This is a genomic window from Shewanella putrefaciens, from assembly GCF_016406305.1.
GTDB classification, from domain to species: Bacteria; Pseudomonadota; Gammaproteobacteria; order Enterobacterales; family Shewanellaceae; genus Shewanella; species Shewanella putrefaciens_C.
The window spans coordinates 3298114-3314955 of record NZ_CP066369.1 but is presented as its reverse complement, the minus strand read 5'-3'; the positions used below and the strand labels follow the sequence as shown (position 1 = coordinate 3314955).

Annotated in this window: 16 protein-coding genes; 7 read left to right on the top strand and 9 right to left on the bottom strand. The window is 47.4% G+C overall.

The features are described from left to right. Positions 1–642: 642 nt before the first annotated feature. Complete coding sequence (locus tag JFT56_RS14455) at positions 643–2001, bottom strand: YjiH family protein (protein WP_198780743.1); 1359 nt, start codon at positions 1999–2001, stop codon at positions 643–645. A gap of 527 nt (positions 2002–2528) precedes the next feature. Here JFT56_RS14455 and JFT56_RS14450 point away from each other — a divergent pair. Beyond that, complete coding sequence (locus JFT56_RS14450; RefSeq protein WP_198780742.1) at positions 2529–3251, top strand: hypothetical protein; 723 nt, start codon at positions 2529–2531, stop codon at positions 3249–3251. On the opposite strand, the gene JFT56_RS14445 is transcribed toward JFT56_RS14450, so the two are convergent. Both JFT56_RS14445 and ubiU read right to left on the bottom strand, forming a co-directional pair. Further along, entirely contained in the window at positions 3244–4116 is an 873-nt protein-coding gene (locus JFT56_RS14445; RefSeq protein WP_198780741.1) for a U32 family peptidase, read from the bottom strand. The genes JFT56_RS14450 and JFT56_RS14445 overlap by 8 nt on opposite strands. 41 nt (positions 4117–4157) lie before the next feature. Beyond that, positions 4158–5159, bottom strand: a complete 1002-nt coding sequence (gene ubiU / locus JFT56_RS14440) for a ubiquinone anaerobic biosynthesis protein UbiU (protein WP_198780740.1) — start codon at positions 5157–5159, stop codon at positions 4158–4160. 137 nt (positions 5160–5296) lie between these two features. Here ubiU and ubiT point away from each other — a divergent pair, with 137 nt between their 5' ends. Continuing rightward, entirely contained in the window at positions 5297–5833 is a 537-nt protein-coding gene (gene ubiT / locus JFT56_RS14435) for a ubiquinone anaerobic biosynthesis accessory factor UbiT (protein WP_198780739.1), read from the top strand. A gap of 106 nt (positions 5834–5939) precedes the next feature. On the opposite strand, the gene JFT56_RS14430 is transcribed toward ubiT, so the two are convergent. Both JFT56_RS14430 and yegQ read right to left on the bottom strand, forming a co-directional pair. Next, positions 5940–6194 carry a YfhL family 4Fe-4S dicluster ferredoxin gene (locus JFT56_RS14430; protein ID WP_198780738.1) on the bottom strand — a complete coding sequence of 85 codons (255 nt, stop codon included), beginning with the start codon at positions 6192–6194 and terminating at the stop codon, positions 5940–5942. A gap of 3 nt (positions 6195–6197) precedes the next feature. Then, entirely contained in the window at positions 6198–7565 is a 1368-nt protein-coding gene (yegQ, locus tag JFT56_RS14425; protein ID WP_198780737.1) for a tRNA 5-hydroxyuridine modification protein YegQ, read from the bottom strand. Between the two features lie 294 nt (positions 7566–7859). Between yegQ and JFT56_RS14420 the strand changes: the two genes are divergently transcribed. Beyond that, the gene (locus tag JFT56_RS14420; RefSeq protein ID WP_198780736.1) at positions 7860–8702 is read left to right on the top strand and encodes an HDOD domain-containing protein; all 843 of its coding nucleotides are present in this window, start codon (positions 7860–7862) and stop codon (positions 8700–8702) included. 89 nt (positions 8703–8791) lie between these two features. After that, entirely contained in the window at positions 8792–10285 is a 1494-nt protein-coding gene (locus JFT56_RS14415) for a putative bifunctional diguanylate cyclase/phosphodiesterase (RefSeq protein ID WP_198780735.1), read from the top strand. A 14-nt stretch (positions 10286–10299) separates the two neighbouring features. On the opposite strand, the gene JFT56_RS14410 is transcribed toward JFT56_RS14415, so the two are convergent. Continuing rightward, a complete protein-coding gene (locus JFT56_RS14410; protein WP_198780734.1) occupies positions 10300–10725 on the bottom strand; it encodes a thioesterase family protein in 426 nt (141 codons plus the stop codon). A gap of 126 nt (positions 10726–10851) precedes the next feature. Next, positions 10852–12108 (bottom strand): adenylosuccinate synthase, encoded by a 1257-nt coding sequence (locus tag JFT56_RS14405; protein WP_198780733.1) that lies wholly within the window; start codon positions 12106–12108, stop codon positions 10852–10854. 141 nt (positions 12109–12249) lie between these two features. Here JFT56_RS14405 and JFT56_RS14400 point away from each other — a divergent pair, with 141 nt between their 5' ends. Continuing rightward, positions 12250–13143 (top strand): LysR family transcriptional regulator, encoded by an 894-nt coding sequence (locus tag JFT56_RS14400; protein WP_198780732.1) that lies wholly within the window; start codon positions 12250–12252, stop codon positions 13141–13143. 4 nt (positions 13144–13147) lie between these two features. Here the strand turns inward: JFT56_RS14400 and JFT56_RS14395 are convergent, their stop codons facing one another. Continuing rightward, positions 13148–13972: a substrate-binding periplasmic protein gene (locus JFT56_RS14395; protein ID WP_198780731.1), complete on the bottom strand. Its 825-nt coding sequence runs from the start codon at positions 13970–13972 to the stop codon at positions 13148–13150. Between the two features lie 206 nt (positions 13973–14178). Between JFT56_RS14395 and JFT56_RS14390 the strand changes: the two genes are divergently transcribed. Next, entirely contained in the window at positions 14179–14610 is a 432-nt protein-coding gene (locus JFT56_RS14390; protein WP_198780730.1) for an OsmC family protein, read from the top strand. Between the two features lie 87 nt (positions 14611–14697). Here JFT56_RS14390 and JFT56_RS14385 read toward each other — a convergent pair whose 3' ends face one another. Next, positions 14698–15315 (bottom strand): TetR/AcrR family transcriptional regulator, encoded by a 618-nt coding sequence (locus tag JFT56_RS14385; protein ID WP_198780729.1) that lies wholly within the window; start codon positions 15313–15315, stop codon positions 14698–14700. Positions 15316–15594: 279 nt separating this feature from the next. On the opposite strand from JFT56_RS14385, the gene JFT56_RS14380 reads away from it, so the two are divergent. Beyond that, entirely contained in the window at positions 15595–16833 is a 1239-nt protein-coding gene (locus tag JFT56_RS14380; protein WP_198780728.1) for an efflux RND transporter periplasmic adaptor subunit, read from the top strand. Positions 16834–16842: the final 9 nt, after the last annotated feature.

Here is a 16842-nt window from a genome sequence, read left to right as displayed (position 1 = left end):
TCTCACGAACAGGTCGGATATACGTACGCAGTATTACTTTCTGTTACTCAAAAAGTGGTTGATCTATTCGAGGTGTCCATATAGGGACTTGCTGCGTGTCGGTGAGCGAGCACCATGGCAAGCCTGCGTTAGTGGATATCAGCCAACGTGCGGGATCAGTGTAAACTAATCTGGTTGCCATAACTTTGCTAATGCTATTACTCACCTTTAGCGCATTAAATCTAGCGCGCTTCTGTCCCAAAACGAGTCAGATCTCTGCTTTAAAACAAACAGGCTACACCGATGCTAAACAGGTGAGCCATGGTGATTAGCGAGACGACCGTCCGCCCCATGGACGGGGCGGTCGAGCATCCAAGGATGGACTTGCTGCGTGTCGGTGAGTGAGCATCATGGCAAGCCTGTGTGAGTGGATATCAGCAAACGTTAAACTGCTAACAACTAAAATTACAGGTCCCCAAAAACTAGTCTACAGCACATATATGTCCCTAAACGTGAGTTGTGTGGTTACGAGTGGAGTTTGTACGCTTAAGCCACACTAAATAATCAAAACTACCTGTTCGTGTATGAGCGCGTGTATGAGTTAGTACAAAAAAGGGGAGCCAGTTAACCTGACTCCCCTTTATATTTCAAAGGTTTTTGCGTTTAGAATAGCAAGTGAGCAACACCCGCAATCACTGGCAAAGTCACTAAGGTACGCAGGATAAACACCACAAAGAGCTCAACAAAGTTCACCGGAATTTTACTGCCAATCAGCAGTGCACCTACTTCACTCATATAAATTAGCTGAGTCACAGACAATGCCGCAATCACAAAACGGGTCATATCTGACTCAATTGAGCTAGCTAAAATCGACGGAATAAACATATCGGCAAACCCCACCACGATAGTTTTAGAAGCTTCGGTGGCTTCGGGGATATGCAGCAATTCGAGTAACGGGATAAACGGCATCCCCAGATAATTAAAGATAGGCGTATGTTCGGCAATGATCAGTGCCGTGGTACCAATTGCCATCACCACTGGGATAATGCCAAATACCATATCGATCACGTTTTTAACGCCTTCATTCAATACGGCTTTTATGCCTCCGGCGCTGGCGGCTTTTTCTAGGGCCTTATCAAAACCCCAGGAGAAAGCGCCGTGTCCCGCGGGAATGATTTCATCATCGGGTAAACGTGGCGTATCGTCGATATAGTTGTCTTTCTTCCATGATAAGGGTGGCAACTTAGGCACAATCACCGCGGCGGCAAAGCCCGCAAGGCATACTGTCAAATAGAAGGGCACAAACATATGCTCTAACTTCACCTGCGAGATCACCACTAAGCTAAAAGTGATGGATACCGCAGAGAACGTCGTGCCGATAACAGCCGCTTCTCTTTGGGTATAAAAACGCGCTTCGTATTGTTTGCTGGTCAGTAAAATACCGACGCTACCATCGCCCAACCAAGAGGCCATACAGTCGATAGCACTGCGACCCGGTAAGTTGAACACTGGGCGCATGATCTTAGTTAAAAGTGTGCCAAAGAGTTCGAGTAGGCCGAAGTTCAGCAGCAGTGGCAATAACATGCCCGCGAAAATAAACACCGAGAACAACACAGGCAGTAAGTCGTTTAAGACTAAGGCGCCCGTACTGGAGGAGTGAATCGCTTCGGGGCCAACGGCAAAATAGGTCAGCACAATAAAGACTGCGCCGACAACCCGAGTCGTTAACCACATGGGGCTGATATTGAGTAAGCCATTGAGAAAGTGGTTATTGAGAACAAACTTAGGCTTGAGCATTTTGGTGAGCAGTGAGGCGAGTGCCATAGCCACCACAATCGCCGTGACGATTAAGGTGAGAACTCCACTCAACGCACTTTGCAGCGCCTTAGAGATGATTGCGATGGGAATAGTGATCGCATCGTTATAGCTGATCGGGGTCATAAACAGCAGCAGACCTATCAGCGAAGGGACGATAAAGGTGAGTATCGTCTTTATGTTGCGGTTTTTATGTTCAGTAGCCAATGGTGTACACCTTAAAGTACGAGTCGCACAAAATAAACTTGAATAAGCAGCCATCCAAAACCGTTTTTTAGGGCCAGTTAAGGTGCATTTTCATTCAGCTCAAAATCGAGAAGGGGGAAGATTACTCGCTTAGTCCCGCTATGTAAAACGATTCGCTAGTTAGTTTGATATAAGCAACAAAACAGCATAGTTATTTCGGCGCCAGTATCAAGGGGTTGTTGCAGTGTCTAACGGAGTACTTTAAGGTTAGTTCTTTTTAAATCAATTGTTTACAATTTTATATTGCGTCAACCTTACTAAGGTGCGCAGTTTTATCATTTATGGTGGTTCGTATTTGTATTCGACTAAAAAATACCAGCCACAGAGGATTTAGCCATGTTTAGCCAACTTTTAACCCCAATCGAGTATGACTAAAAAGTCGATAAAGATGCGGAAAGTAAAAATTTTCCGATAAAGCGGATGTGCGCCGCTTTAAATCTTTTTATTTCCATGTAAGGTATTACTACCTCTATTTGGCTAAATTACTCATGACTGTTACACGATCAAGTATCACGATAAAGAAGGGGTCAGTGCTCGCCACTAAATTTGGCTTTCTTGGTCTCTTTGGGTTATTGCTAGGGATTGTTGTGTCTATCGTCGGATTTAACTATTCCGAGCGAGAAACCTTTAACTTTTTAAACTACACCCTAAGTGAACTCGGTACTTATGGGCATTCAGCCTATGCAGTGGTCCTCAATGGCGGATTATTTTTTGGCAGTTTAAGCATTGTTTTTTATTGCTTATCCTCGCTGCAAAACGTGACTTCCTTCTGGGAGTATCCTTTTTTTATCTGCCTAGCCTTCACTTTTTTAGCCTTAGCCTGTGTTGGGCTGTTTCCGGTCAATGTGTACCATTTACACATTTTAGGCCTGAAATGGTTTTTCTATTTTGGCAGCCTTAGCGCAATATTTTATTTGGTTTTAGTGGTAGTGAGCCGCGCGGCCTTTGGCCGTTTAACGGTATTACTGGCGCTGATGGTATTCGCCAGCATGATGACATTCCTCTATGCCCCGCAGTTATCCTTGGGGCTCACCGAAGGGGGCAGGCCTTTTTATCAGGAAATGGTTCTGCAGTTTCCACGCCCAAGCTTATGGTGGCCAGCCCTATTAGAGTGGCTAGGGCTGGGGAGCTTATTGGGGTGGGTGGGCACACTGTTACTGAGCCAGCTCAGTTTTACCAAAGTGCCAGTGACTGAAAAACTGCCTAGCTAATATGAATGGCGACACCCGCCTCACCAAACCAGTAGCCATTGCATTGCTCTGCACTCATAGGGAAATTGGGCAACGATTCAGGGGCGTTGAGCGTATCGACTAAGGCATCGGCCATAGTTATGCATTCCATACTGCTGGGGGATACCCTAAAAATATCGACTCCCATCTTAGCCATAATGGCCATTTCACCGCGTAAATCTAAACAATGGGCCGACTGGGTTTGAATACCATTAAGCCTAAGCAGGGGTTGCTGTTCCTGGGTTTGGGCGAGCAGCCCTTTGCTGTACTGCCGGCAAACCGTTTCGCAGCTGTCCTTAGTGAGTTGTTTGTGCCTTGCGGTAAAGCAGCGCGCCGAATGGGCGAGTGGCAAATAGCCATGGCCTAACACTTCAACTTCAAATGCGGGTTTTTCTTGGATCACTTGGCTAAGCCAGGCCTTAGATAACTCCACTGGCATCACAAACCTTTTCATACCAATGCGTTGCAGGATATCTAAACTGGCGCGGTTGTAGTTATTGATACTCGCCCCGCAGACAAAGGGCAGTTTATGTTCTTGGGCAAGATACACTGCCGCCATATCGTTCGCTTCGACGATAAATTCACCATTATCAACTTGGCGTTTTAGCTCCGCATATTCTGAGGGCGCCTCGATTAATGCCAGCGTTGATATCACCACCTCTTTACCCGCCTGTTTGAGCATCTGCGCTAGAGCCAGATAATCGCCCCATTTGAGTTCGCGTCTACGGCTGCAAACGGCTTCGCCTAAATACACTAAGGGAATGCGACTGGTAGAAACTTGTTGGTAAAAATCAATGACCTGTTGTTTTTGCCAGCAATATAGCAACGGCCCTAGGGAAATATTCATCACTCCTCCTTTATTCATTTTTGTTATCTGTTATTGACCGTTTATTGCCAATTGCGCTCATAGGCACCCAGAGTGGTAATTTGCCCTTCGGACACCTTTGCAAGTGCCTGTTCCCAATGGGATTGGCTTTGGAATTGTTCGGGATTATTGAGGTAGGTATCTATGGCTTGCCGCCATACCTTAGTCACTTGCTCAACATAGGCAGGGCTGCGTTGGCGGCCTTCAATTTTGAGCGACACTATGCCGGCTTTGGCGAGTTCAGGCAGTAAGCTTAGGGTGTTTAAACTGGTCGGGGACTCGAGTAAATACTGTGGCGAGTCCTGATCTTCGGTGAGATAACGGCCTTTACACACCACGGGATAACCCATTTGCTCATCGAGCCCCGACTTGTCAATCAGCACCTCATTGAGGCGAGTGAGTCTGTCCTGACCTTGTTCTTCCCAGCGCACATGCTTAGCGGGCGAGCAGGAGCCCCCAGTATTGGGCGATTGACCAGTCACATAGGAGGATAAATGGCAACGCCCCTCGGCCATAATGCACAGGCTGCCGAAGGCGAACACTTCTAAATCCACTGGGCTGACCTTGGCCAAGTCGCGCACTTGCTTCATGGATAACACCCGCGGCAGCACGACTCGGGCGATATTGAAGGTTTCCTTATAAAAATTGAGCGCCCCTAGGTTAGTGGCACTGGCCTGCACCGATAAATGCAGCGGCAGCTTGGGATAGTGCCTATGGGCATAGTCGAGTAAAGAAAGATCGGCAACGATTAGGGCATCCATATCAAGCTTTGCTGCTAAATCAATAGCTTGATACCAACGGTGTTCTTCACCTGGCTTAGGGAAGGTATTTAAGGTTAAAAAGATTTTTTTACCTTGCTTGTGCGTAAGTTCCGCCGCTTCCTGTAATTTTGCTGGGGTGAAGTTTAACCCTGCAAATGAACGTGCATTGGTATCATCTTTTAGTCCTAGGTATACCGCGTCGGCTCCGGCCTGCAGTGCCGCCTTTAACGAGGCCAGATTTCCCGCTGGACACAATAACTCCATAATGGTGCTCCCGATAAAATAATAGCCGCAGAGTGTAGGCAAGATTGAATGACGGTGAATTGATTTAAAACAGGTTTAAGATCATAAAATCTCGGTAAACTGAGATATATCGTGTTTTTTTCCGTAGGAATTTGCGTATGTCCGCTGTTTTTTCAGCAAATGTTGCTAAGCAACTGTTAACCTTTACCCCTAAATTAATGCGTTTTCCCCTTGGGAAAGTCCCCTTCAGCTTGAAAGCAAAAGCCATTAGTCAATTATTAGGGCTGCTGTTAGCCCAACAAATGGCGGACGATGAGCTAACATTTTTAGTCGATAAATGGGTGGCTATCCGGGTTGAGGACTTAGACCTCGACTTCGAGGTGAGTTTTAATGGCCAATGGCAAGTGAGAAAGTTGACCGACGCTCAGGTGACCTTTAGTGCCAATTCGGCAGAACTCCTGTTAGTGGCGGCGGCAAAGGAAGATCCCGATACGTTATTCTTCCAGCGTAAGCTGAGTATTCAAGGCGATACAGAACTTGGGCTCGAAGTGAAAAACCTGCTACTCAGTATCGAATTTGCCAGTATGCCGACCCCGATTCGCCTCAGCGTTGAAAAACTCGCCGCAATGATTGAGCGTCTGCAAATTGCCGCTAAACCGACGGTTATCCTTGGTAAGACCCCAAGCCTTAGCTAAATATGAAAGCTAAATGCAAAAGTTAAATACGTATTTTTGAACTTTATAAAAAAGCCCCGGAGATGTCTCTCCGGGGCTTTTTTATCATTTTAATGCTGAATGAGTACTACAACGGCTTTTGTGTTAGCAGGGCAAATTTCACTAACAATTCATCGTTGGACTCGATACGGTTTGGATCGGGGTCGATACAATCAATAGGGCAGACGGACACGCAGGTCGGTTTATCGTAATGCCCCACGCATTCGGTGCAGCGGTCTGGGTCGATTTCATAGATCTCCTCGCCCATAGTGATCGCCTGATTAGGACACTCAGGCTCACACATGTCGCAGTTGATGCAGCTATCGTCGATCAGTAATGCCATACCTTAACCTAGTTCATGTGGGTTGCGGGTGTCCTGACCTTGGGGCAGGTTACGCAGCAAAATACCGTGGCTTAAATCGACTTCCTGAGGCACGGGCAGATACACAGTGTGCCCCGAACCTAGGCCCGCTTCAACCGCTTCAGCTTTGCGATTTTCGAGGTGCTCAATCGTCAGGTTCATATTACCCTGCGGCGTCATCAGCTCGACACTGTCACCCACGGAAAACTTGTTTTTCACTTCAATTTCAGCAAGGCCAGCCAGATTGCGTTTGCCCGTCAGTTCTCCCACAAACTGTTGGGTGTCGCTAACTGAGTAGCCATAGTCGTAATTTTGATATTCATCATGCACATGGCGACGTAAAAAGCCTTCGGTATAGCCGCGGTGGGCCAGACCTTCTAATTGATTCATTAGGCTGCGATCGAAATCTTTACCCGATGACGCATCTTCAATCGCACGGCGATACAGCTGCGCGGTGCGAGCCACGTAATAGAAAGATTTAGTACGGCCTTCAATTTTGAGCGAGTCTATGCCCATTTTGGTTAGGCGCTCAACGTGCTGGATGGCCCGTAAGTCTTTGGAGTTCATGATATAAGTACCATGTTCATCTTCAAAGGCTGGCATGTATTCGCCGGGACGATTGGCTTCCTGTAGCAGGAAGATTTGATCCGTTGGCGCGCCAGCACCTAAGGTCGTCGGAGTTTCGATTTGCACCGCATTGGGCATGGCAATGATGTCGCCACTGTCGTTTTGCTGCGCTTCGTGCACATCGTATTTCCAGCGGCAAGCATTAGTGCAAGTGCCTTGGTTAGGATCGCGTTTGTTGATATAACCCGAGAGTAAACAACGGCCAGAATAGGCCATACACAGGGCGCCATGGACAAACACTTCGAGCTCAATATCAGGGCAGCGTTGACGAATTTCTTCGATTTCATCTAAGGACAGCTCGCGGGACAGGATCACGCGTTTGATCCCTTGGGTTTGCCAAAACTTGACCGAGGCCCAGTTGATGGCATTTGCCTGCACGGATAAATGCACCACTTGATCGGGAAAGGCCTCACGCACCATCATGATTAAACCCGGATCGGACATGATCAGCGCATCTGGCTTCATCGCCACTACGGGCTCCATATCCTTGATATAGGTTTTAAGTTTGGCATTGTGGGGCGCGATATTGCTCACCACATAGAGCTTTTTACCCAGCGCATGGGCTTCTTCAATCCCTGTGGCAAGGTTTTCCATCTTAAAGTCGTTATTACGTACCCTTAAGCTATATCTTGGCTGACCGGCATACACAGCATCTGCACCATAGGCAAAAGCATAGCGCATGTTTTTCAGCGTCCCTGCGGGAGATAGTAGCTCTGGTTTAAACATAATGACTCTCGAATTGGTTGGTAGAATAGAGGCGCAGTGCGCGGGGGCGGCATTTTACACAATGGAAGTAGGGTTATGCAAATGGCGACGCCTAACTTTAGCTGTACTTCACACTTTGCGAATATAAGCGTTTTAATCCCTCGGGAATGGATGGGGAAACGGCTCTATGGTCGAAATTGATAACGCAATCATACAAATTATTAACGTCTGCTGTTTTTTCTACCCATCTCACCACAGCCAACTGATATACTCCAACTATCCAATGTTCATGTTGATAGATTGATGGGAGCTAAGATGTCTACCGAACATCTACTGTTAGTCGGCTTATTAAAAAAACTAAAAGACGATGCCTTAGTATTGCCAACCTTACCCGAAGTCGCAATGCGGGTGCAGGAAGTTGTGGGACGTTCCGATGCTAGCCTTAAACAAGTGGCCGAAGTAATAGGCCAAGATGCGGCGATTTCGGCTCGGATCATCAAAGTGGCCAACAGTGCTTTATATAGTCGTGGTATTCCCGCCGAGAGCATTAGCAGTGCTGTTTCACGTATTGGATTAATTCAGATCAAAAGCATTGCCACGTCCGTTGCGATGGAACAATTATTTATCTCCACCAATGAAATGGTATGGGAAGTGATGGATGAAGTGTGGCGTACCTCCATCGATGTTACCGCGGCGGCTTGCGCTATGTTGCAGATGTACAATAAGCGTCGTCCTGGCAGTGGGTTAAATTTCGATACCTTAACCCTGGCGGGGTTAGTGCATAACATCGGGGCTTTACCCGTACTAACCGAGGCCGAAGCGCATCCAGAGTTGTTTACTAGCATTGATCAATTACGCTCGCTGGTGCGTAAAATGCAGGGTCCGTTAGGACGGGCCGTATTAAAGAGTTGGGATTTTGCCCCCGAAGTGATGGAAGTAGTTGAGCGCTGGGCGGATCTTCCTTATTTGCCCGAGCATGTAACTTACTTAGATTTTATCCGCGCCGCGGCATTTTATTCGGGCGAATTGCGTGCAGGCACAGAGTTAGAGCAGCGTTTAGACGTATTTGTTGCACGGGGATTGCCTGTATCGGCTGGCGACCTCGCCAGTGATGAATTTATGGATAAATTCCATTCTATTAGAGAAAGTTACCAATAGTCGGCCTAAATGGAACTCAAATGGTGACTCAGCGACAAACGCTGAGTCCCATTGGAAATAAGCTTACGCGGTAAGATTGAGGCCTAGGTATGATTATGTTGGGATTTATTGGGGTAGCACTGTTTATCATCTTGATAGGTGTGCTGTACATTTTGTTAGAAAAATACCGCTCTTTGCGACAACAACAACGATTTTTAGCGCAACTTTGCCCGCAGCTTGACCAACAAAAGATTGAACGTCAGCCCCTCAATATCCCCATAGTGCCGCAGGAATTTGCCCCGCTCTATCACTCTTTAAATGAGATGTTAGCCGCCTTACCCGCGGGAACAGGTAAGGATAGACTGACCGGGCTCAGCAACCGCCTCGGGTTGAAACGCACCTTAGCCTCCATGATGCCGATCACTCAAGGTACTATGGTGTTGCTTGATATCTATCGGTTTCGCTATGTAAATGATCTTTTCGGCTTTGTGTTTGGCGATATCTTACTGCAGCAGTTTGCTGAGCGATTAACCAGTCTCTGTGTCGCCCCAAGACTGATTGCGCGTTTAAATGGCGATGAGTTTTTTCTGTACTATGAGCAGAGCCTATCTGAGGAGCAATTACAGCAACTGCGCGGCCGCCTACAGGTGCCCTTTAGGATTAAAGAGACGCCTGTCAGTGTGCGGGTTCAGGTGGGGTGCGTACAGCTAGAGCAGCACCATGCCGATGCCAGTAATATGCTGCGCAGACTCGATCTTGCCCTTAACAAAGCGCGTGTGACACGCAGTGCCATTGCCTATTACAGTGAGAATGATGATATTAGGCAACTGCGGGAACTGCAGATTATTGACAGTTTACCCAAAGGCTTACAGCGTAATCACTTGTATATGGTGTATCAGCCTAAGCTGGATGTAAAAACGGGGCAGTGCACCCAAGTTGAAGCGTTAATACGTTGGGAGCACGAAACCTTGGGATTCATTTCCCCCGGGGAATTTATCCCCTTGGCAGAATACGCCGGGATGATTGATTTAGTGAGCCGCTGGGCGTTGGAGCAAGTGTTAGCTCAGCAGGTGAAATGGCGGGCCATGGGGATGAAGCTGTGTGTGGCGGTCAATCTATCGACCCGGGATCTTGACAGTGAAACCTTGCCCCAGGAGTTGGCGGCGCGTCTTGCCCATTACCAATTGCCCCCAGAATGTTTAATGATCGAAATTACCGAAAGTACCTTGATGGCGGATCTCAACAAGGCAGTGGAAACCTTAGGGGAAATTCGCAAACTGGGGATCAAACTCGCTATCGATGACTTTGGTACTGGCCATTCGTCCCTCGCGTACTTAAAGCATTTGCCCGCCAATGAGGTCAAAATCGATAAGGCTTTTTTAAGGGATCTTGAGCAGAATAAATCGGCGGAATACATTCTCGAGGCCAGTATCACTATCGCGAAAAAGCTCGGCTATGATGTCACTGTCGAAGGGGTTGAAACCCCTGAAATACGTGAAATCTTAGTGGAAATGGGCGCAGATACACTGCAGGGGATGCATTATGCTAAACCCATGAGAGCCGCAGAACTGGAAATGAACTGGGCTCAATTACAGCGTTTTTAGGTTTATGCAGATGCTTATTGGTTCAGTTCAAATCCGCTACTGAGGACGGCAATTAACTCCGCTGGCATTGGGGCGAGCTGGCGAGCTTGATTCATGCACACCATTTCAATTGTGGCCGTGACCGCAGGTTTTTTGCCCTGTGGTCGCCATATTTCCTGCTGCCATACGGTGCGATATTTACTCTCAAAATAAAACCGGGTGCGCACATCGATAATATCGGCAAACTCTACCCCCTCATGGCACAGCATATCGCTACGATACACGGCAAAACCCAGTTGGTTTTGTTGCCATAGGGCACTTAAGCGCTCGGCACCAATCACATGCTCACGGGCACGTTCGAAATATTTCAAAAAGTTAGGGTGATAAACCACGCCAGAAAAATCGGTATCTTCGTAGTAAATTTGTACCGGGAAAGAATAGGTTGGGCTAAATTGTGGCATGGGATATTAGCAAGTTTTTGTGTTTATCGTTGGGCGCAGTCTAGCGGTTTATGGCGTTAAACAAAACTATAAAAAGCAAAAAGCCATATTCACCGCAGTGAATATGGCTTAGGGTAAACGTCGCTATTAGCGGATGATCATTTGATCGCGCTCAGGTCCAACGGACACCATGCTGACGCGCACACCCATTAACTCTTCGATACGTTCAACATATTGCTGCGCTGCCACTGGCAGGCTGTCGAAAGTGCGACAACCGGTAATATCTTCGCTCCAACTTGGCATTTGCTCATACACTGGGCTCAATGCGGCGGTTTGTGGCCAAATCGGGTTCTCAGTGTGCTCACCGGCATAGGCAACACAGATTTTCAGATCTTTCATGCCCGATAGGCAATCAATCTTAGTCAGGGCAATTTCAGTTGCCGCTTGCAGCTCAACACCATTACGGGTGGCAACGGCGTCGAAGTAACCCATGTCACGTGGACGACCTGTGGTTGCACCAAATTCGTTGGCGTTTTCACGGAAGGCATCTTGCTCTTCCATTGCGGTCACTAAGGTACCAGTGCCCACTGATGAGCTAAAGGCTTTCGCTACCGCAATCACGCGCTCTGGGCGCAGTGCGGGTAAACCGCTGCCGATACCTGCGTAAGCGGCGGTCACGTTTGAAGACGTGGTATAAGGATACTCGCCATAGACTAAGTCGCGGCCAGCGCCTAATTGGGCTTCAAACAATAGGTTTGCATCTTGTTTTTGCAATGCTTTTAATGGCTCGGTCACATTACAAATAAACGGACGCCAAGGCGCAGTCACTTCTAATAACCATGCGGTCATTTCGGCGGCGGTTTGATTAAAATCGCAGCTTGGATAAAGTGCTTTTAACTGCGGCAATTTCCAGTCGAGCATAAATTGAATGCGCTCTTGCAGCACTTCGGGTTGGTTTAACCAGCCGACTAAAATGCCTTTTTTCATCACGCGATCGCCATAGGCAGGTGCAATCCCTTGACGGGTTGAACCATAGGCCAGGTCGCCAAGACGTTGTTCTTCTAAGGTATCTTCTAATGCATGTAGCGGTAAGCACAGGGTCGCGCGGTCAGAAATGCATAATTTGACCTCAACACCTGTCGCTTCAACTTCAGCAATTTCAACGCTGAGTTTTTCTGGGCTGATCACCATGCCTGGGCCCAATACTGCAATGCAGTTAGGGTTGAAAATGCCACTCGGTAATTGGTGTAATTTAAAGGTGCCATAGTCGTTGACTACGGTATGTCCGGCGTTGTTACCGCCTTGAAAGCGAATACTGGCAGCGGCATCCGCGGCTAAATAATCTACGATGCGGCCTTTGCCTTCATCACCCCAATTTGCACCCACAACCACGATAGACGGCATAACATCATCTCCACATTGATTAAGCGGTTATGCTAGACCTCCAATATAAATAAGAGAAATTAATTATAGTTATCGTGCTGATAAGAATTTCATATATCATTGTCCCATGATTAATGCATTTTTATTGTCTTGGGGTGCACTATGCTCGATCTCCACTGGCTAAAAACCTTTGTCGTCCTCGCTGAACATAAGCATTTTGGTAAGGCTGCGGCGGCATTGCATATGACACAGCCTAATGTGAGCTTACACATTAAGCAGTTAGAACAAACGACTCGGGTGAAGTTGATTGAACGTAATCCCTTTCGATTGACGCAGGCGGGATTTCGTCTGTTAGAGAGCAGCCAAAAGACCCTGATGGAATTGCAAATTTGTCAGGCGGATCTGAATGCAATTAACGATCTTAGCCAAGGCACTCTCACCATTGCGGCGAGTGATATTATTTCGCGGTTGCTGTTGATCCAGCCGTTTCAGCTCTTTAAGGCGGAGTTTCCGGGAATTGACTTTTCACTGCTTAATACCACATCTTCGCAGGCCTCGGAGTTAGTGACCAATGCCGAAGCCGATTTAGGTTTTGTGATCGCGCAAAAGGAGAGTCAACCGCTGCATTTTACTGAGTTACAACAAATTAAATGGTGTGCCCTTGGGGATAATCTGGAGCTTTGGCAACAGGCAAAATTGTCAGCGGATACGCCACTTGCCGAGCAACCGACATTGATTTTACTCGGCCACGATACGCGTACCCGTGAGTTATTGGATCCCGCACTCCCATCCTTAAATCTGCCCAGTTACAGGATCATGGAGGTGGGCAGTGTTGATGCGCAAATTGATTGGGCTGAAGCCGGATTCGGGGTGGCGATTGTGCCTGAGTTTTCGATTTACACTAAGGCTAATTTGACGACTAAAGTCACGCCGCTGGCACAATTTCCAAGCACGAGCTTGGGCTATATAGTGCGGCAAAATCAGATTCTTTCTAAGGCGATAAAACAGCTTTTATACTGGGTAAATCAAGAGATTATTCGCTCGCAGCAGTCTTAATATACTATTGCTCTGTGGCGAAGAGTTGTTGATATTGACCATCACTTTTAAGTTGTAATAATCCTTTATCCAGTGCCTGAGCGAGCAGAACTGACTTGGGATTTGCCTTGGAAAATGCGAGGTAAATATTGCTGCTGTGATTGTTAAAGGCAGGGATCACCTCATCACCCACCCCCATCTTCTGTAAATTATCTTTAGCGACGAGGTCGAACATTAACGCCGTATCTATGCGTCCTATCAGCAATAAATTAATTAACTGCTGCTGTGTGGCAACTTGCACTAGGTTGAGCTGTCTTTGTTTGACTAATAGGGGGAACTCATCACCATATTCGTAGCTTTTTATCACCCCAACGACAGTGCCCTTAGGCAGATCCCATTTATTGCCCGCTTTTATAGCCTGTCCTTTTTTATGGTAAAAAGAGGCTGTAGCAATAAATAAGGGCGTAGTACCAAACACAAATCGCTGCTCAGTGCTCGCCTCTCTAGTCACATTAAAGACACCGTCTACAGCGCCTTTTTCCGCCATCATTAAGGCACGGGAATAGGGGACGACTAGGCTATTGACTTCGATATTAGATTGCCTAAATGCGGCGGTAATTAAGCGGTGGGAAATACCTTGTCCGAACTGATTCGCAAAGGGAGGCCAACTATCCTCCGCCGCCAGAGTGATCGCCTGTTGGGGAGTTGTGCTTGCCAGAGGAGAGCTTTCTTCGGCGAAGACGAGGGAGCTTGCCGCCGAAAGGAATAACAAAGTGAAACCAAGCAAAAATGGCAGGGGCAAATAAAATTGTCGGGGTATTTTTATGCTTGCTTGAGTCCCTACACGCATTTGGCGTCCATTTATACCTACTTTGATATAAGGCGTTTATAGCATAAGTCTTTATCCCTAGGCCAATGATTTTATGGGAACTTGAATGTGCTTGATAGCATTATGAAATCGACTAATAGCATCGGATTGTGATCTTTCTCCGTGATTTTTGCTAAATCAATCATTAGAATAATCTGATTGAAAAAAAACTAATGGAGTATTATTCAATGGCTGAAAAAGTTGTCGAAGTCACCACCCATATGGCAAGTGGTTGGAAAGTGACTGCGCAGGTTAGAGAGCATCTTTTAGTGATAGACCAACCGAGTGCCAGCAACGAAGGGGCTAACCCCTTGGAGACATTCTTATTTTCGCTGGGTGGTTGTATTTCTGCCATTGCGAAAATGGTCGCAAGGGAACGGCATATTGAGCTACGCCAGTTTGATGTGCATGTTCGTGCCGTGATGAATTCCGCTGGATTATTGGGTCAGCCTTCCGATGATCCCGTCGGCTTTAAGCACATTGCCCTTAACGCCAGTATCGATGCCGAATTGACTGAGGAGCAGAAGCGCGAATTTTTAGATACTGTGTGCAATCGTTGTCCAGTACATGACAATCTTTTACAACCGACACTCGTGACCCATAGGGTTATTAACGATTAATGGTGAATCTCCCCCAAATAGTCTCCCCAAAAAATAACCCCCCGTTAGGCGATGCCTTAACAGGGGGTATTCAATTAAGTCGTTAAATTAGCGATTACTTTTTGGAAAATTCGCTAACACCAACTCAGCCACTTGATGCAGTTCCTGCGAACAGATCCCATTGGTTGCTTGAACGGCCATACCTTGTAAAACAGTGCCGATATAACGGGCGAGCAATAGGGGATCGGCAGTCTCGGGTAAATCCCCTTCGTCTTTGGCGCGTTGTAGTCGTTCACACAGGGCCAGTTCTCCGTCTCGGCGGCGATTGATCAAGGTTTCTTTAATGGCTTCACCCGCTTCGCTGCAGGTAAGAGCCCCTTGGACAATCAAACAACCTTGCGGATGACTCGTATCGGCAAGCGAGCTGGCGGCACCTAAGAGCATGGACTCTACAACTTGATAGGCGGTTTTCTGTTCAAGTGCTGGGTAGAAAAACGCGCAGGGGCGCTGTTCATATAATTCTATCGCCTTGAGAAATAACTGTTCTTTATTACCGAAGGCGGCATAGAGGCTAGGTTTATTAATGCCCATTGCTTGGGTGAGATCGGTTAATGACGTCCCTTCAAAACCTTTGCGCCAGAAGACTTCTAAGGCTTTCGCTAATGCATCATTAGTGTCGAAGGCTCGCGGGCGACCTACGCAGGGCATCTGGGTGGCGGTTGACATCAATAGGCTCCTCAATTCTCAATTGCCCCTAGGATAGACATGGGTTTAGTCCATGTCCAGCCACACTTGCTACGGCTGATAGCACGGGCGAGTGACTCATCAATTGTATTTCCCAATCCTTCAATGAAAAACCCGCCTTTCAAATTTATACCGAGTGGTACATAAATTTGTTGACAGCGTCATTTTACGCTATATATTACCGTTCAGTACAGAATATTTTTTACCAGTCGGTATTTTATTCGAACTGCACAGAATGCCCACCACTTTGAGGACACGAATATGATGAGTCACAAACCTTTACGAATAATGATGTTAACGGCCATTGCCGCTGTCGTCCTTTCTGCTTGTGGTGAGCAAACCGCGCAGCAGGGCCCCGCGCCCAGTGCGCCTAAGGTCGATGTTGCCCAAGTATTGCACGAGCGAGTCACCGAATGGGACGAGTTTACCGGCCGTTTACAGGCGCCCGAAAGTGTCACTTTAGTGCCACGGGTTTCAGGTTATATAGAGTCGGTGAATTTTAAAGAAGGCGCCTTAGTGAAAAAAGGCGAGGTGTTATTCCGTATCGATCCCAGCGTGTTTGCTGCGGAAGTAGCCCGGTTAAAAGCAGATCTTGCTAGCGCACTCTCTGCAGAGCAACTGGCCACTAACGACCTAGAACGTGCCCGTAAGTTATTTGAACAAAAAGCAGTTTCTGCCGAATTACTCGACACCCGTGAGTCGAATAAACGTCAAACTGCGGCGGCCGTAGCTTCGGTTAAAGCGGCATTGCTGCGGGCCGAACTCGATTTGGATTATACCCAAGTGCGTGCGCCGATTGATGGTCGCGTCTCCTACGCCAATGTCACTGCGGGTAACTATGTGACGGCAGGGCAGAGTGTGCTGACCAGCTTAGTCTCTACCGCCAGCATGTATGCCTATTTCGATGTGGATGAGCAAACCTACCTTAAATACGTGAAGTTAACCGCAGAGAAAAAACGTAACGATCCCCGCGCTGGCGATAATCCTGTGTATATGGCCTTAGCCAATGAGCGTGATTATCAACGTGTTGGTATGGTCGACTTTGTCGATAACGCCATGGATAAACAGACGGGCACTATTAGAGTTAGAGCCACTTTTGACAATGAAGACAATAGCTTATTGCCAGGATTGTTTGCCCGCCTTCGCACCGCAGGTAGCGGCGCCTATGAAAGTATCTTGATAGACGATAAAGCCGTTGGCACAGATCTGAATAATAAGTTTGTGCTAGTTGTAGCCAATGATGGCACGGTCGAATATCGCGGCGTGACCTTAGGTGAGAAAGTGCAAGGGCTTCGCATAGTGACCCAAGGTTTAGAAGCCGAAGATAAGATCGTAGTCAACGGTATGCAGCGCGTACGCCCTAAGATGCAAATTGAGCCAAACATGGTGGACATGGTCGACAGCGACAAGCTAGAAGCATTGCGCCAAGCCCAGTTAATGCTCGATAAAAACCAAGATCATTTGACGGCGCAAGCGGTCGAATCGACGCGTCGCGGTTAAGGAATAACA